Raw genomic sequence first — 17,202 nt, forward strand, 5'->3', positions numbered from 1 at the left:
GCTGGTTAGGATATTAGGGTAATCAAGGCGAAGTTAAGAGACGAAGCGAGCTTGTCTCCCTGTTTTCTCGCCCCTGGCGGAATTAGGGGCCATTTGGCGGCGGGGTGCGCCCTATTCGCTGACTGCTCCGCACGTATTCAGAGCGCGATCGAAAAAATATTTCGGGCCGGCTGTAACCTCGCCCAACTCGCGCAGTTTCCACGCTCACAATCACCATCCAACCTCACTCTAGCTGCTTGAACTCCCTGACGGACAATGCGCTCATGCTCCAGGTAAAGGCCGGTCAAGTAGACAAGATGGGTCTGCTGTTCGAACGGTACCATCGGCCACTCTACGGGTTTTTCTATCGCCTGCAAGGCCAGCCGGCGACCTGCGAAGACCTGGTGCAGAACGTGTTTCTGCGCCTGCTCAAGTACCGCCACACCTTCACCGGTGAGGGCGAGTTTCGGACCTGGATGTACCACGTGGCCCGCAACGTGCTGGCCGATGCGGCGAAGAAAAATAAAGCTTCGGCGCACCACTACGACGTGGCAGACTGGTCGGAGAAAATCGGGGGCGGCGTTGCTGCCGACGAAGACTTGCAGAAGGCGCAGGAGGTAGCCCAACTCCATCGGGCCCTGAACAAGCTGAGTGCCGAAAGCCGCGAGGTGCTGGTGCTGAGCCGCTTTCAGGAGTTGAAGTACGAACAGATTGCGCAAGTACTCCAGACCACGGAAGGAGCCATAAAGGTGCGCGTGCACCGGGCGCTTAACCAACTGAAGGAGATTTTTTAAAAATGGAAAACGGAAACAAAGTACATGGACTGTGAAGGCGCAAAAGATCGATTACTGGACCTGCTCAGCGATGAGCTGCCTGCGGCCGAACGGTCGGCGGTAGAAATGCACCTGGCCCAGTGCCCGGCGTGCCAGCAAGAGTTGGCCGCCACCCGGCAGCTTTGGCAGACTTTGGGCAAGGTATCCGTGCCCGAGCCCAGCGAACACCTGCGGCCCCGCTTCTACGCAGCTTTGGCCGAATACCAAGCTGCCGAGCAGGCTAAGCAACAAGGCGTATGGAGTGGTATCATTCAGTGGTTCAAAGAGTTACAGGATGCTGCTCTGGGTCTGCGGTTAGCGTATAGCGTAGTATTGGTAGCATTGGGCTTGGCCGTAGGGTACGGAATAAGCCTAACTGGCCGCAGCTCATCGGCCCCCGCCGACCAGCAGCAAGTGGCCGCGCTTTCGTCGCAGGTCGCCGAAATGCGGCAGGCGCTGATGCTCTCGCTGCTCGAAAACCCCTCGGCCACCGAGCGGCTGCGGGCCGTGAGCTACACCAAAGACATTCCGCAGGCCAACAACGACCGCGTGGTAGAAGCCTTGCTAAGCACGCTTAACAACGACCCCAACGTGAACGTGCGCCTCGCCACTCTGGAGGCACTGGCGGGGATGGGCACCGACCCAGCCGTGCGGCAGGGCTTGGTACGTTCGCTTCCCAAGCAGGAATCGCCGCTGGTGCAGTCGGCCATGGCCGACGTGATGGTGCAGCTGCAAGTGCGCCGCTCGGTAAAGCCGCTGCGCCAGCTGCTCCGGCAAGACAACCTGAACGAGGCAGTGAAAAGCAAAATCGAACACAGCATTGAGTTTTTGTCCAACGGCCGGCCCTCCGGTCATTCCTCCCCCAAACCCTACGATGAAACCCGTCACCAGCCTCTGCCTGATTCTATTGCTTTTGTGGTTGCCTAGCTGCCAGGCCTGGGCTCAGGTGCCCGTTCATAAAGAGCAGATTACCAAAGAGTTCACGCTGACGTCCGATGCTGGCCACAGCACCTTGGTGCTATACAACATCTTCGGCAACGTGACCGTGCAAGGCTATTCGGGCAATAAAGTAGTGGTGGAAGTGACCAAGACCATCACGGCCAAAGACGCCGCTACGCTGGAGCAAGGCAAGAAGGAAGCGCAAATCGGTTTCGAGCAGCGCAACGATACGGTCGTGGTGTATAACCAAGGCCCGCACGACTCGCGACCCAACCGCGGCCGCCGCAACAACGACTGGGACAACCGCCGCATCGAGTACGAGTACACCTTTGACTTTACGGTGAAAGTGCCGACTCAGATGAAGGTGCACGTCTCCACCGTCAACAACGGCAAAGTGGTGATTCAGGACGTGACGGGCGCGCTGCAAGCCTACAACGTCAACGGCGCCATTGCCATCAAAAACGCCAAGGGCGCTACCACGGCCCGCACCGTCAACGGCAACGTGGATGCTTCTTACCTGAGCAGCCCCGCGGGCAATTCTTCCTACAACACCATCAACGGCCAGATTACGGTGGTGTGCCCCAAAGATCTCTCCGCTGATTTGCACTTCAAAAGCTTTCACGGCGAGCTCTTTACTGACTTTCCCAAAGCGGAAATCCTGCCGGCGCAGGTTACTCAGAACAAGCAGCAGGAAGGCGCCGGCACCAAATACAAACTCACCAAAGACACGGCGGTCCGGCTGGGCAAAGGCGGCACCAACTTGCGCTTTGAAACCCTCAACGGCGACGTGACCGTCAAACAACAACCGTAATGAAAACCACTTTTTTGTCGACCCTTACTCGCCCGGCCGCTTGCGCCGGCCTCCTATTGCTCGCGCTCGGAACGGCCCAACCGCTTCAAGCCCAAACTCCCGGCAAGGAGCAACTGGTAGTGGCGCTCAGCGCCCCCAACAAGCCCGGCACCTTGCATGTGAAACTAGTCGGCGGCGCCATCCATGTGATTGGCTATGCTGGCAAGGATGTCCTCATCGACGCCGCGCCACGCGCTTCCAAAGCCCGGGCCAGCAACTCCTCGGACGGGGCCAACTCGCAGGGCATGAAACGGATTTCGCGCGCCGAGGGCCTGGACCTTACGGCCCGCGAAGAAAACAACCGCGTGACCATCTCCACCGAATCGTGGCGCACGCCTATTGACCTGACCATCAAGGTGCCACAACAGTTTTCGCTGCAAATTGGCACAGTGCAGAGCGGCGACATCGTGGTGGAAAACGTGACCGGCGAATTGGAAGTCAGCAACGTAAACGGCGGCATTCAGCTTACGCAAGTGGGCGGTTCGGCCGTGGCCAATACGGTCAATGGGCCAGTCACGGCCACCTTCAAATCGGTGACGCCGAACGCGCCCATGGCGTTTTCCAGCGTCAACGGCCGCATCGACGTGACGTTTCCGAGCAACGTGAAAACGAACGTGAAGCTGAAGTCGGACCAAGGCGAAATTTACAGCGACTTCGACTTGGCCGTCGACAAAACCACCCCCAAAGTAAACCGCACCAGCCAAGGCAACATGCAGCGCGTGAGCGTGGATGAATGGACCTTCGGCAAGCTCAACGGCGGCGGCGCCGAGGTGATGATGAAAACCCTGAACGGCAACATTTATATCCGCAAAGCCAAATAACCTGCGGCTTTGCCAACTCAAGCCCTCAAATAAAAGCCTGAGTATACAGAAATCTCCTAATCATAACTAATTGTATGTCAATTAGTTATGATTAGGAGATTTCTGATTTTACTTGACGGGAATGGTCAGGGTGAGGGTGGTGCTGCGGCCGGGGGCGGTGCACAGTTCCAGCTGGCCGCCCAGGGCCCGGGCCCGGGCCCGCATGTTGGCCAGCCCGTGGCCCCCGCCCTGGGCCGGGGCCTGCGGGTCGAAGCCCACCCCGTCGTCCTGCACGGTCAAGACCAGGCGGTGGGCGGCGGGCCGGGCCAGCGTGACGGTGGCCTGCCGGCAGCGGGCGTACTTGGCCAGGTTGTGGACGGCTTCTTTGAACAAAAGAAAAAACTCGCGCCGCGCCGGCATGGCCAGGGCCAGGCCCCGCACCTCGGGGGCCACGCGGAAGGCCAGGGCGATGCCGCGCGCCTCCAGGGCCTCGGAGGCGAAGGCCCGCATGCGGGCCGTGACGTCCTCCACCGCGTCGTGGGCCGGGTTGATGGCCCAGACGATGTCGTCCATGGCGTCGAGCATGCGCCGCGAGCTCTCCCCGATCTGCTCCAAGACGGCCGCCGCCTGCGCCGGGCGCTGCTGCTGCTGGTGGGTGCGCGCCACCTGGCTCAAAATGGAGATGCTGCTCAAGGTCGAGCCCATGTCGTCGTGCAGGTCGCGGGCGATGCCGTGGCGCACCTGCTCCAGGGCCAGCAGCTGGCGCACGCGCAGGCGGTAGAGGCCGAACAAGAGGGCGAAGGCCGCCCAGCTGGCGGCCAGGCGCAGCCACCAGGTCTGGTACCAGGCCGGGGCCACGACCACCGTCAGGGCCGCCCCGCGCCGGTTCCACAGGCCGTCGTTGTTGGCCGCCCGCACCCGCAGCGTGTAGGTGCCCGGCGGCAGGTTCGTGTACGTGGCCTCGTGCCGGCCCCCCGCCTGCACCCACGACGGATCAAAACCGGATAACTTAAATGCATAGCGGTTTTTGTCGGGTTGGCGGAAATTCAACGCCGCGAATTCAACGGTAAAATAGTAGTCCTCGGGCGCCAGCCGGAGGACGCGGCGCTCGGTGATGCTCGTGTCCAGCTCCACGGCTTGGTTGAACTTGCGCAAATTCGTGAACACCACCGGCGGCGGCACTTGGTTGGTGCGCACCGCCGCCGACCGAAACATTACCACGCCGTTGGCACCGCCGAAGTACAGCTGCCCGCTGCGCCCGTGGTGGTAAGCGCCCACGTTGAATTCGTTTTGCGGCAGCCCGTCGCGGCTGTCGAAGGTGTGCATTTCGCCGGTGGCCGGCGTAAAGCGCACTAGCCCTTTGTTGGAAGAAAGCCACAATTGGTGCTGTTCGTCTTCCAGAATGCCAAAAACAACATCTTCGGGCAGCCCCTGTGCCTCCCGATACACGGTAAACACCCCGCGAGGCACATTGTCGAGCCGGCACAGGCCGCCGCCCTCCGTCCCGACCCACAACTGGCCGGCGTGGTCTTCGGCAATCGTGCGCACAAAGTCGGCGCTGATGGAGCGGGGCACCCGTTCGTTGGCCCGGTACGCCCGAAAGCGCTCCGTAACCGGGTCAAACAAGCACAGCCCGCCGCCGCCGGTGCCCAACCACATCCGGCCCAAGTGATCCTGGAAAATCTTGTGCACGAAGTTGTTGCTCAGGCTGGACGGATTAGCAGGATCGTGTTGGTATGCGGTAAAGAGCCCCGTTTTGAAATCGTAGCGGTTGAGGCCGCCCTCGGTACCTATCCACAAGTGCCCTTCCGTGTCTTCGCAGATGGACCGTATCGCATTGTCGCTGATGGTGTTGCGCTTGGTAGGGTCGTGGCGATAGTGCACAAAGCGCGTAGCGCCCGGCAGCAAGCAGTCGAGCCCTTGGCTTTGCGTGCCCACCCAAATACAGTCCTTGCGATCGACGTACACCACCCGGACGTAATCGGCGCTAAGGCTGCCGGCGTCGTTGTCATCGTGGCGAAACTGGCGGCGCTGCCCGGTTTTGGGGTCGTAGCAGATCAGGCCTTCGTCGCCGGTGCCCACCCAGGCCCGCCCCGCCGCGTCTTCGCCCACGGCCCACACGGGGGTTGCGCCCTTGGTGCTCACGGGCAACGTGGTAAAGCTGCTGGGCTGCGCCTCGAAGCTGCTGACGCCGTTTTCGGTGCACACCCACAGCAAGCCGGTGCGGTCTTGGCCCAGGGCGTGCACATTGTTGTTGGGTAAGCTATGCATCTGCCCCGGTTGGTGGCGGTAGCTGGTGAAAGTACCCGTGGCGCGCTCGTAATAGCCCAGGCCGTTGGTGGTACCCACCCACAGGTTTTGTTTCTGATCGAGGAGCAGCGCCCGCACTTTGTCGTCGGGCAGGCTGCCGGGACGGTCGCTTTCGCGAAATACCCGCACCGACTCGGTACCGGGGCCTAAGTAGCGCAGGCCATCGGCTTCGGTGCCCACCCAAAAGCCGCCGCGCCGGTCGGCGCACAGTGCCGTAATGGCGCTGGTGGGTTGCCAGCGGGCTTCGGGCTCCAGCAGGCCTGCGTGCTCGTTGAGCCAGCACAGGCGCCCTTCGCCGGTACCCACCCAGAGGGCGCCGGCGGGCGTTTGGGCGATGGTGCGCACGGCGTTGCGGCGGGCGTTGGCGGGCAAGGCGGAAGCCTGTCGGAAGAGGCGAAACCGGTTGGTGGAAGGCTCGTACAGGCTCAGCCCTTCTTCCGTGCCCACCCAAATGCGGCCCGCACGGTCGCAGAAAACCACCTGAATGAAGTTGCTTACCAAGCTGCCCACCGTCGGGCTCGCCTGAAACCGCTGAAACTGATTCGTTAGGGGATTGTAGCGGCAAAGGCCCTTGCTGCCCGTGGCCACCCACAGCTGGCCCGAGTGGTCTTCGGCCAGCGAGATCACAAAGTTGCGGCTGAGCGAAGTCGGTCGTTTGGGGTCGTTGCGAAAGACCCACACATTGCTGCCGTCGTAGCGGTTGAGGCCATCGCGCGAACCCAGCCACAGAAAGCCGCGGCGGTCCTGCAACACGGTATACACGCTGTTCTCGGCCAAGCCGTCGGTGGTGGTCAGCGTGCGGAAGGTCAGGGTCGGGGTAGGCTGCGCCAGGGCCGCCGGACTACTCCAGCCCGCCAGTAATGTACCAAGCCACAACAGCCTGAGCAAGAGGGTAAACGAATGGTTAATAGCGTCGGAAATAAGGGTGGAACGGTCAGATCGGCGGGCACTAAATCTGTATGAAGAGCGGGCGCGGCAAGCAGCCTAGTGCCGTGGTTACTTTCCGCCGTTGGCGAACTGAAAGCGCTGCTGTGCTCGAAAGCAGATCAGTCCAGCCACTGCGTGATCATAGTTATAACGCTTTGATTGTCAGTGGTTTGCATGGGGTGTATTTTCCTCACGCGCAGCGAGCTGATTTCGTCGTTGTAGCCAACCCCAAACAGGGCCAGGTTGGCCACATCGTGACGCGACTGGTAGCTTGGGGCCGTGATTAGGGGCTTGCCCAAAAAGTTGCTGTCCCTGAAGAACTCAACCTGGTAGCCGTCTTTAATATGGAAGGAACTGAGCTTGTCGTTGAAGTCTACGAAATTACCGTAGATGTCCTGCACGTGTTCCAGTTCGTTCAGGCCCCCGGCATCCCGAATGGCTACCACAATACCAGTCGTATCGGCCGCGACGGGACCGTGGTTATAGCGCTCGTGCTCATACAGAACCACAGCATATTGATCCAGCGCAGCGGTCGTCGCACGGGCCCCGGCGGCCGAGTTAGCCTTTTCGGCCTCGCCCGCCGGGGCCCGTGCCGCGCCGCCCAAGGCGGCTGCTTGCTCGCCCGAGTTGGCGACGCAAGCACTCACGCCGAAGCAAGCCACGGCATAAGTCAAAACTAAAAATGATCTCATAGCTGAAAGGCACAAGTACAATTGGGCATAATTCGACCAAAGTGAAATCAAATTGGTTTTATTATAAAAACCCTGATAATCAGCTACATAATAGTTTTTTTCTCTCCCAAAAGCAAGCTGGTCGCCAACTAGCGGCCGCGTTCGCTGTCGACGGCGTGGGTCGGGATCGAGAGGGTTTGAAGCAGTTCGCCCGTTGAGGAAATCCGGGCGCCCGTCAGGGTGCGGCCGTACACCGCGGCCGTATCAATATTGAGCGCGTTAGCTTCCGGGTCAAACAGGGGTTCACCGTCGAGGGTGGGAGTGTGGCCGATTACTTGCAGCTTACCGACGTTGCGCAACGGGCCGCGCCGCCAGAGCACGCCGTCGGCATTGGCTTCGCTCAGGGGGTTGGGCGTGTCGGCAAAGCCCGCGTGGCTGACCACCACATGGTCGTTTTGCCAGACAAGCGGGCGCTCCTGGATCCAGGCCAGATGCGGACCGAGCAGCTCAGGCTGTTTTTCGTACTGCTGCACAGTCAGGTTGCCGCCCCAGTTGAGCCACGTCGTCGGCCCGCCGATTTTGGTGTAGTGGCGAAGCATGCCCAGCTCGTGGTTGCCCTTCAGAAACACCGCTTGCTCCGGATGGTCGGCCGCCAGTTGCATGGCCAGCGCCACCGTTTCGGGCGAAAAGTTGCCCCGATCCATCAGGTCGCCGAGCTGGATCAGGAGTTCTTGCTGCGGCTGCCAGTGCTGCAACAGTTCCTGAAACGTGTGGTAACAGCCGTGTACATCCCCGATTACGAACAGATTCATGGCAGCAAGTGAAGTCAGCTCAAATGAAAAGGAATACTATTAATTAATTGATATTCAAATGGATACAATAATACTCTTTAGATGGTCAGCGTAAACTGCGAGCCTTTGCCTTTCAACGAAGATTGCCGAATCACTAGATCGCCTGAGATTACGAACGTTCGCGGCTGGAAATCTTCCTTCATGCGCACCTGCTCCAGAAACAAGCGCGCGGCCTGCTGCCCGATGCGGTAGGGGTGGAGGTTGACGGTCGTAAGCCCCGGCTCGATCATGCCGGCCAGAAATTCATCGCCGAAACCCACCACCGCAATTTCGTCGGGGATGCGGATGTGGCGCTGCTTCAGGGCCTGAATCAGGTCGAAGGCGTTGGTGTAGTTGATGGCGAAAATCGCGTCGGGCGGCTCGGGCAACGACAGCCACGTATCGAGTGCTGCCACCGCCGACTCGGTGCGGAAGTTGATGTGGATGCGCCACTCGTCCCGAATCGGCAGGCCGTATTTCTGGAGGGCGCTGCGGTAGCCCGCAATGCGCTGACGGCTGATTAGCAGCGATTCGGGACCAGCCAGCACGGCAATGCGGCGGCAGCCTTCCTGAATCAGGTGCTCGGTCACGGCAAAGGCCCCGTCCCAGTCGTCGAGTATCACTTTGGCGCTGTTGAGCTCGTTGCAAACTCGGTCGAAGTGCACCACCGGAATACCTCGGCACGCCTCGGGCCGCACGTGGTCGAAGTTTTCGGTTTCGCGCGAGTGGCAGATCAGCAGCCCATCGACGCGGCTGGCCACCAACGCCTGCACGTTGCTGACCTCCATCTGATACGATTCCTTTGACTGACAGATCATTACGCGGTACCCCGATTCGGCGGCCACCTGCTGAATGCCGCTTACTGCCGTCGCGAAAAAGGGCCGCTCAATGTCGGGGATGAGTACACCAATGGTGTACGTTTCGCTGCTCTTGAGGCTCTGGGCCAACAAGTTAGGCTGGTAATCAAGCTGCCGGGCCACGTCCAGAATAACCTGCCGCGTGTTGGGGCTGATGTCGGAGTGCCCGTTCAGCGCCCGCGACACCGTCGACGAGGCCACGCCCACCGCCTTGGCCACATCACCGATGGTGGTTTGGTGACGTTTGCGCTCGGTGGTACGCTCGGTTTTTTCTTCCGTGAAATGATAATCACAGGCTTTGCAGAAGAAGCGTTGCCGACCCCGAATGAAGCCCGCCCGCATCACATCATCGGCCAAGCCACACTTTACACACTTGATCATAATAAAATAGTATTTTTTGTCCAAAAAGCGTTTCCGGCCTGTAAATGCCCCCTTTAGCTTCATTACATTATTCGAAGATAATGTACTAAAAATTTTTTATGGGTTGCCAAAGCAAATTTACCTATCGGGAACGATTCCGGAAACGTTTCCGATCTTTTTGTTTCGAAAACAGCCTATTTACCCACTTTGCAAATAGTTTTTGATCGATTTAGTTGTTTTATATTCGAGAGTAAGTCAGCCGAACGCCCTGCTTTTTGATTTCGAGGCGCGTGAAGCACCCCACCCTCTTAGACTTGCAAAAAATTGTACTTTTTCGTTGCGTAGATATGTTGTACACGATGCGCTGGTTCGGCCCCCACGACCCGGTTTCACTCTTCGACATTCGCCAAGCCGGCTGCTCCGGCGTTGTTACGGCCTTGCACCAGCTTCCGGTCGGGGCGGTGTGGTCGGTAGACGAGATTAAGACTCGCCAGCAACTCATCGAAGCCGACAACGAAAAGTACGCGCCTTTGCACTGGGCCGTGGTCGAGAGCCTGCCCGTGCACGAAGACATTAAGAAAGGCCTGCCCGCGCGCGCTACTTATATAGAGAACTACAAGCAGTCGCTGCGCAACCTGGCCGCCTGCGGCATCCAGACGGTGTGCTACAATTTCATGCCCGTGCTCGACTGGTCGCGTACTAACCTTAGCTACGAGATGCCCGACGGTTCGCGGGCGTTGCGGTTTGTGTGGCAGGACTTTGCGCTGTTTGACCTGTTCATTCTGAAGCGCCCCAATGCCGCTGCCGACTACGAAGCAGACGTGATTGAGGCCGCCCGGCAGCAGTTCGCCGCCATGACCGCCGAGCAAGTGGCCCAGCTTACCAACACCGTATTACTTGGCTTGCCGGGCTCGGAAGAGGCTTTTGAACTGTCTGGCTTTCAAGGACTTCTGGATCAGTACGCAGCCATCGATAGCCAAGAACTACGACAGAATCTGTATCACTTTATGCGGGAAGTAGGGCCGGTGGCTCAGGAAGTAGGCGTGAATCTGTGCATTCACCCCGACGATCCGCCCTATCCGCTGCTCGGGCTGCCCCGTGTGGTGAGCACCGAAGCCGACTTAGTAGAATTAATGGAGACCTACGATGCGCCGGCCAACGGGATTACGTTTTGCACCGGATCGTTGGGGGTACGATCCGACAATGACTTGCCGGGCATGGTCCGGCGCCTGGGCCAGCGCATCCACTTCATCCACTTGCGGGCTACCAAGCGCGAAGCCAACCCCCGCAACTTCCACGAAGCCGACCACCTCGCCGGCGACGTAGACATGTATGCCGTGGTGCGCGAAATCGTGCAGGAAGAGCAACGCCGAGCCCAAGCGGGCTCCGGTGTAAGCCAACTACCAATGCGGCCCGATCACGGCCACCAGATGCTCGACGACCTCCACAAGAAAACCTATCCGGGTTATTCGGCCATCGGCCGGTTGCGCGGCTTAGCCGAATTGCGCGGGCTGGAATATGGCATCCGTGGTGCCTTGGCTGATGCTCGGCAACGCCTTGATAATCAAGCAGTTGTAAATAAAGAATCATTGACCTCGTGAATTCAACTTTCCGCATAAAACCGCTTCGGTATGTACTGGTGATGCTGCTTCTGCTGGTGGCGGCACACCACAGCATGGCCGACGACGGCTACCGGTTGTGGCTGAAGTACGACCTGATTCAGGACGCTGCCCAGCGCAAAGCCTACCTAAACGCCGCGAAATTCATCGCCGTGTCGGGCAATGGCCCCGTGCTGCAATCGGCGGCGCGCGAGTTGCAGCAGGGCCTCAAGGGGTTGCTGGGGCAAGCCGTACCGATGGCCAGCGCTCAGGGAAAAAGCGGCGGAATTATTCTAAGCGTTGAACCTACCGCAAACGATAGCGGTGGAGCTTTGGGTAAGGAAGGTTACCGGATCTCGACGGACAAGAACAACATCAAAATCACGGGCAAAACCGAGGCAGGCGTCTTGTATGGCGCGTTTGCTCTGCTGCGCCAGCTCCAGACTCGCCAGCCGCTCGAGAAGATTGCGCTGGCGAGCACGCCCAAGATTGAGTATCGCATGCTCAACCACTGGGATAATCCCGATGGCACCGTCGAAAGAGGGTATGCCGGTTCGTCGATCTGGAAGTGGTACGAGCTGCCCGAACGCGTTGATCCGCGCTACCGTGACTACGCCCGTGCCAACGCCTCCATTGGTATTAACGGTGTGGTAATCAACAATGTAAACGCCAGCGCCCGCTACCTCACGGCCGAGTATTTGCAAAAAGTAGCTGCCGTCGCCAACGTCATGCGGCCTTATGGCATTCGGGTGTACATGTCGGTGCTGTGGGCGGCGCCCAAAACCATCGGCGGCCTGACCACTTCCGACCCGCTCGACCCCAAAGTGCGCCAGTGGTGGACCGACCGTACCAACGACATCTACAAAGCCATTCCGGATTTTGGCGGCTTCCTGGTGAAGGCCAACTCCGAAGGCGAACCCGGCCCGCAAGATTACGGCCGCAACCACGCCGACGGCGCCAACATGCTGGCCGAAGCCCTCGGCTCGCACGACGGCATCGTGATGTGGCGCGCCTTCGTATACAAGGCCAATTCCAACGGCGACCGTTTCAAGGAGGCCTACGAAGAGTTCAAGCCACTGGACGGCAAGTTTGCCCCGAAGGTGCTGGTGCAGGTCAAGAACGGCCCGATTGATTTTCAGTCGCGCGAGCCGTTTCACCCGCTGTTTGGGGCCATGCCCAAGACGCCGTTGGTGCTCGAAGTACAAATCACGCAGGAGTACCTGGGCTTTGCCACTCACCTCGTATACGAAGCCCCGCTTTTCAAAGAGTGCTTAGATTCAGATACTTACTCCAAGGGAAAAGGCTCAACTGTTGCCAAAGTTGTCGATGGTACCGTCGATCAGCACCGCATCAGCGGCATTGCGGGCGTGGCCAACATTGGCTCCGACCGCAACTGGACGGGCCACCCCATGGGCCAGGCCAACTGGTACGCCTTCGGGCGCTTGGCTTGGGATCACGAGCTATCGTCGCAGGCCATCGCTGAGGAGTGGACCCGGATGACCATCACGACGGAGCCCAAATCGGTGCGCACCATCGCCGACCTGATGGTGAAGTCGCGCGACATTTATGTGCGCTACACCACGCCGCTGGGCCTGCACCACATCATGGGCGAAAGCGTGCATTACGGACCACAGCCGTGGCTGGCCAAAGCCGGTCGCCCCGACTGGACGGCCGTCTATTACCACAAAGCCGATGCGCAAGGCCTTGGCTTCGACCGGACCGCAACCGGCAGCAACGCCCTCAGCTTATACGCCCCGGAAGTGCAGAAGCAATGGGGCAATCCGCAAACGTGTGCACTTGACTACCTGCTGTGGTTTCATCACGTGGGCTGGAAACAGCCGCTGAGCACGGGCCGCACCCTCTGGGACGAGCTGTGCTACCGCTACTACACCGGCACCGACTCGGTGACGTGGATGCAAAAACAATGGGCGCAGGTGAAGCCCAACGTCGATCCGGAGCTCTTCGCCAACGTGGAGGGCCGCTTGCAAAAGCAATACAAAGAAGCCGTGTGGTGGCGCGATGCCTGCGTGCTGTACTTCCAGACGCTGGCCCAGCAGCCCATCCCCAAGCCTTTCAGCCCGCCCACGCGCTCGCTGGACGAGGTGAAAAGTTTGGTAGAAATCTATCAGTTGCGTAAGTAATTGATAATCAAGTAATTATATAATACCCAAAAGTCATGAAGCACTTGCATACCCTCAAGAGCCATACCGATACCCTGGCCCAGAACGTGTTTTCGCTGGAAGGTCGGTTGGCGCTGATTACCGGCGGCGGGAGCGGCATTGGGCTGGAAATTGCCCGCTGCATGGCGCAGGCCGGCGCCCGCGTCATCATCACGGGCCGCCGCGAAGCCGTGCTGCAGGAAGCCGTAGCCGGGCTGGGCGAGTCGGTCGATTACGTGGTGAACGACATCACTGACTTGGCCTCCACCGATGACTTGGTGGAGCAGATCGAGCTGGCTCACGGCCCGCTGGACATCGTGGTGAACAACGCCGGCATCAACATGAAGAAGCCCGCCTTGGAGGTCACCGACGAAGAGTTTAACCGCATCATTCACACCAACCTCAACTCGGTGTTTTCGCTGACGCGGGCCTGCGCCAAGCGCATGGTTAAGCGCCAGCACGGCGTGATCTTGATGATCTCGTCGATGGCGGCCTACTACGGCATCGACCGCGTGGTGGCCTACGCCGCCTCGAAGTCGGCGGTGGAAGGCATGGTTAAGGTGCTGGCCTCGGAGTTTTCGGCCGACGGTGTGCGGGTGAATGCCATTGCACCCGGCTTCATCGAAACCGAGATGAGCCGTACGGCCATGAACAACGACCCCGAACGCCGCGACCGGGCCATGCGCCGCACGCCCATGGGCAAGTTCGGCCAGCCCGAAGACATCGGCCACGCCGCGGTATTTCTTGCTTCCGACGCTGCCCGCTACATCACGGGCGCTTCGCTGCCGGTCGACGGCGGCAACTCAATTGGTTTTTAAGTATTAACACACCCAAATCCCCCACCAATTATCATGAAAATACCTTTATGTGCTGCCATGCTGCGCCTAGGGCGACCAATGGCTCAAGGCGCAGTCGTTCTCTCGCTGCTTGGCCTCACGCCAAGCATTGTGCTCGCCCAAACGGGGCGCACCGTAACAGGCACCGTTACCGCTGATAATGGCGAAGGCCTGCCCGGCGTAACCGTAGTAATCAAAGGCACTACCGTTGGCACCGGCACCGACGCCAACGGTAAGTTCAGCCTGAGCGTGCCCAGCGACAATACCGTTCTGGTTATCAGCTCGATTGGCTACGCGCGGCAGGAAGTGACCGTGGGCAACCGCGCGACGCTCAACGTGAAGCTGGCCACCGAAACCACCGCCCTCAACGAGGTGCAGGTAGTAGGTTACGGTGTCCAGAAGAAAAGCCAGGTAACGGGCGCTATTTCGTCCGTGACCGAAGAGCAGCTGCGCGACGTGCCGGTGGCCAACGTAGGCCAGGCACTGCAAGGCCGTGCGCCGGGCGTTACCATCTCCAGCACCAGCACAACACCCGGTCAGAGCCCGGTTATCCGTATCCGGGGCAACCGCTCCATCTCGGGCAGCAACGATCCGTTGCTGGTCGTTGACGGCATCCCGTTCGACGGCAGCCTCAACGACCTGAATCCCGACGACATCACCTCGCTGGAAGTGCTGAAAGACGCTTCTTCGACGGCCATCTACGGTGCTCGGGGCGCCAACGGCGTTATCCTGATTACCACGCGCCGTGGTAAGTCGGGTGCTCCGCGGGCTACCTACAGCGGCTACTACGGCTCGAAAAACCCTTATGGGTACTACGACTTGCAGAACGGGCAGGAGTACTACAACTACCGCCTCGAAGCCTATCGTGCCCAGAACCCAAACTACGACCCAAACACGGCTAGCACGTTCCTGACGAATGACGAACGGGCCAACTACGCCGCTGGTAAAACGACCGACTACCAGAAGCTGCTGTTCCAGAACGGCCACATCCAAAACCACGTCTTGGGCGTGTCGGGTGGTACGGACCAAACGCAGTATTCGACTTCGCTGGGCTTCTACGATGAAACGGGTATTATCCCCGTGCAGCGTTTTCAGCGCTATTCGCTGCGGGGTACGCTCGACCAGCAAATTGGCAAACGGGTAAAAGTTGGGGTGAATACGTTGAACACGTACAACACCTCGAGTGACGCGAACATCAACATCCTGAACCAGATTCTGACCACGAGCCCGCTCGCTTCGGCCTACGACCCCAACGGCCTGCCTGTGCTCTATCCGAACAACGACACTGCTGGTTCTAACCCGCTGACCTTGTACACGACCGATGCGCACAAAGACCAGAACCGCCGGGTACGCACTTTCAACAGCCTGTACGGGCAGGTAAACATCCTGAAAGGGCTGGATTATCGCTTGAACCTAGGCCTGGATGTACGCTCCGAGAACAACGGCACCTTCTTCGCTTCGATCACGCCCCAGAACGGCGGCGGCCAGAGCACGGCTTCGCGTTCGGCTAGCTTCGCGTTCAACCTGCTGACCGAAAACATCCTGACTTACAACCGGAGCTTCGGGAAGCACGATTTGAATTTCACAGGCTTATACAGCTGGCAGGGCTTTCGCTTCGACAACTCCAGCGTTGGCGCCCGCAACCTTTTGGCTAACTATCAGGGATACAACAACTTAGGCGCTGGTACGCCTAGTTCGGCCAGCAGCAGTCAGCAGCGGTGGGACATTATTTCCTACATGGGCCGCGTCAACTATGCTTACGACAACCGCTACTCGGCTACCCTAACCATGCGGGTTGATGGCTCGTCGCGCTTGGCTCCGGGCAACAAGTACAAAGCTTTCCCCTCAGCGGCCGTGGCGTGGAACATCGCCAACGAGTCGTTCCTGCAAGATCAAACGTGGGTTAGCAACCTGAAGCTCCGCGCCAGCCTGGGCCGCGTGGGTAGCACCGCCGTCAATCCTTACCAGACGCTGGGATCGCTGGGTTCCGGCATCGGCAACGGCTACTACAACTATGGTGCAACCGGGGCAGTAGGCGTGGTGCCCAACAGCATTCCGAACGCCAACCTGGGTTGGGAATATACCACGACCGCCAACTTCGGGGTGGATTATGGCTTCTTCAACAACCGTGTTACGGGTTCGGTAGAAGTGTATCAGCAGCGTACCAGCGACCTCTTGCTGCCCGACGCGCTACCCGCAGCTAGTGGTTATACTTCTTACGTTCGCAACGTGGGTCAGACCCAGAACCGCGGCGTCGAGGTAGCGCTCTCCACGGTAAACGTGCGCACGGGCGGTGGCTTTGAATGGTCAACCGACTGGAACTTCACCGTGAACCGGGAGAAGGTACTGGACTTGGGCTTGAGCGATGCTAACGGCAACAAAACCAGCGACATCGGTAACCAGCGCTTCGTCAACCAGCCGTTGTATGTGTTCTATGACTACAAGAACCTAGGCATCTGGCAGACTTCGGAGGCGGACGCCGCCAAGAAATACAACTCGAAGCCTGGCCAGATCAAGGTGGCCGACGTGAACAACGACGGCGTGATCAACTCCAGCGACCGGGTGATTGTGGGAAGTCGCCAGCCGAAGTTTGAGGCCGGCCTGACCAACCGCTTCAAGTACAAAGGCTTTGACCTGACGCTCGTTGCGCTTACCCGCGTAGGTGCTACCGTGGTAGATCCAACATTGTTCGGCCCAAACTACTTCACAACTAACACCGGTCGTCGCAACCAGGTTAACCTCGACTACTGGACGCCTACGAATCCGTCGAACAAGTACCCACAGCCGGACCAGTCCTCGCGTTCAACGGAATGGCCGACCTACGGGCAGACGCTTGCTTACCTGAATGGCACCTTCATCAAAGTGCGCAGCATTGATTTAGGCTATGCGCTTCCAACTGCTTGGGCGACGAAGGCGAAGATGAGCACAGCGCGCATTTATGTGCAAGTGCAAAACCCGCTTATCTGGGCGAAGGAGCAATACTTCCGCGATAATAAGGCCATCGACCCCGATGCTTTGTCTTATTCGACTCGCCTCGACGCAAGCCAGCCCGGCGGCATCGCATTTACGGGCGGTAACCCCAACAACACGACCGGTGGTACGTCCGGCGGTAACGGGGTAAACTACCCTGTTACGCGCGCCTTCATTGTAGGCGTCAACCTAGGTTTCTAAAAGTGACGAAGTGGCTGAGTAGCCACATAGTATAATTTGTACATTCGGTATTTGGCTACCCCGCCGCTTCGTACTCCCATCACTTAGTCAACGATTTAACCTT

The 17,202-nt window shown here is 59.2% G+C and carries 12 protein-coding genes; 8 read left to right on the plus strand and 4 right to left on the minus strand.

Annotation, left to right across the window (positions count from 1 at the left end):
* The first annotated feature begins 236 nt into the window (after window positions 1-236).
* Genes FHG12_RS09140 through FHG12_RS09155 form a run of 4 tightly spaced genes read left to right on the plus strand, consistent with a single transcriptional unit; the run spans window position 237 to window position 3,401 of the window.
* Window positions 237-773 carry an RNA polymerase sigma factor gene (locus tag FHG12_RS09140; protein WP_394348451.1) on the plus strand — a complete coding sequence of 179 codons (537 nt, stop codon included), beginning with the start codon at window positions 237-239 and terminating at the stop codon, window positions 771-773.
* Window positions 774-797: 24 nt separating this feature from the next.
* A complete protein-coding gene (locus tag FHG12_RS09145) occupies window positions 798-1,718 on the plus strand; it encodes a HEAT repeat domain-containing protein (RefSeq protein WP_139515445.1) in 921 nt (306 codons plus the stop codon).
* On the plus strand, window positions 1,666-2,541 hold the full coding sequence (locus tag FHG12_RS09150; protein WP_139515446.1) for a DUF4097 family beta strand repeat-containing protein: 876 nt from the start codon (window positions 1,666-1,668) through the stop codon (window positions 2,539-2,541). The genes FHG12_RS09145 and FHG12_RS09150 overlap by 53 nt, the downstream gene beginning before the upstream one ends.
* The gene (locus tag FHG12_RS09155; RefSeq protein WP_139515447.1) at window positions 2,541-3,401 is read left to right on the plus strand and encodes a DUF4097 family beta strand repeat-containing protein; all 861 of its coding nucleotides are present in this window, start codon (window positions 2,541-2,543) and stop codon (window positions 3,399-3,401) included. The genes FHG12_RS09150 and FHG12_RS09155 overlap by 1 nt, the downstream gene beginning before the upstream one ends.
* A gap of 108 nt (window positions 3,402-3,509) precedes the next feature.
* Here FHG12_RS09155 and FHG12_RS09160 read toward each other — a convergent pair whose 3' ends face one another.
* The 4 genes from FHG12_RS09160 to FHG12_RS09175 all read right to left on the minus strand — a co-directional run bounded on the left by FHG12_RS09160 (window position 3,510) and on the right by FHG12_RS09175 (window position 9,356).
* Window positions 3,510-6,578: a sensor histidine kinase gene (locus FHG12_RS09160; protein WP_139515448.1), complete on the minus strand. Its 3,069-nt coding sequence runs from the start codon at window positions 6,576-6,578 to the stop codon at window positions 3,510-3,512.
* 158 nt (window positions 6,579-6,736) lie between these two features.
* Complete coding sequence (locus FHG12_RS09165) at window positions 6,737-7,309, minus strand: hypothetical protein (protein WP_139515449.1); 573 nt, start codon at window positions 7,307-7,309, stop codon at window positions 6,737-6,739.
* 128 nt (window positions 7,310-7,437) lie between these two features.
* Window positions 7,438-8,100 carry a metallophosphoesterase family protein gene (locus FHG12_RS09170; protein ID WP_139515450.1) on the minus strand — a complete coding sequence of 221 codons (663 nt, stop codon included), beginning with the start codon at window positions 8,098-8,100 and terminating at the stop codon, window positions 7,438-7,440.
* Window positions 8,101-8,177: 77 nt separating this feature from the next.
* Window positions 8,178-9,356, minus strand: coding sequence for a LacI family DNA-binding transcriptional regulator (locus FHG12_RS09175; protein ID WP_139515451.1), 1,179 nt, complete (start codon window positions 9,354-9,356; stop codon window positions 8,178-8,180).
* 326 nt (window positions 9,357-9,682) lie between these two features.
* Here FHG12_RS09175 and uxuA point away from each other — a divergent pair, with 326 nt between their 5' ends.
* The 4 genes from uxuA to FHG12_RS09195 are packed head-to-tail and all read left to right on the plus strand — an operon-like array spanning window position 9,683 to window position 17,099.
* On the plus strand, window positions 9,683-10,936 hold the full coding sequence (gene uxuA / locus FHG12_RS09180) for a mannonate dehydratase (RefSeq protein ID WP_230471339.1): 1,254 nt from the start codon (window positions 9,683-9,685) through the stop codon (window positions 10,934-10,936).
* Between the two features lie 41 nt (window positions 10,937-10,977).
* On the plus strand, window positions 10,978-13,074 hold the full coding sequence (locus FHG12_RS09185) for an alpha-glucuronidase family glycosyl hydrolase (protein ID WP_139517742.1): 2,097 nt from the start codon (window positions 10,978-10,980) through the stop codon (window positions 13,072-13,074).
* A gap of 35 nt (window positions 13,075-13,109) precedes the next feature.
* Complete coding sequence (locus tag FHG12_RS09190; protein ID WP_139515452.1) at window positions 13,110-13,910, plus strand: SDR family NAD(P)-dependent oxidoreductase; 801 nt, start codon at window positions 13,110-13,112, stop codon at window positions 13,908-13,910.
* A 33-nt stretch (window positions 13,911-13,943) separates the two neighbouring features.
* On the plus strand, window positions 13,944-17,099 hold the full coding sequence (locus FHG12_RS09195; RefSeq protein WP_139515453.1) for a SusC/RagA family TonB-linked outer membrane protein: 3,156 nt from the start codon (window positions 13,944-13,946) through the stop codon (window positions 17,097-17,099).
* Window positions 17,100-17,202: the final 103 nt, after the last annotated feature.

The organism is Hymenobacter jejuensis, from assembly GCF_006337165.1.
In the GTDB taxonomy this organism is placed as follows: domain Bacteria; phylum Bacteroidota; class Bacteroidia; order Cytophagales; family Hymenobacteraceae; genus Hymenobacter; species Hymenobacter jejuensis.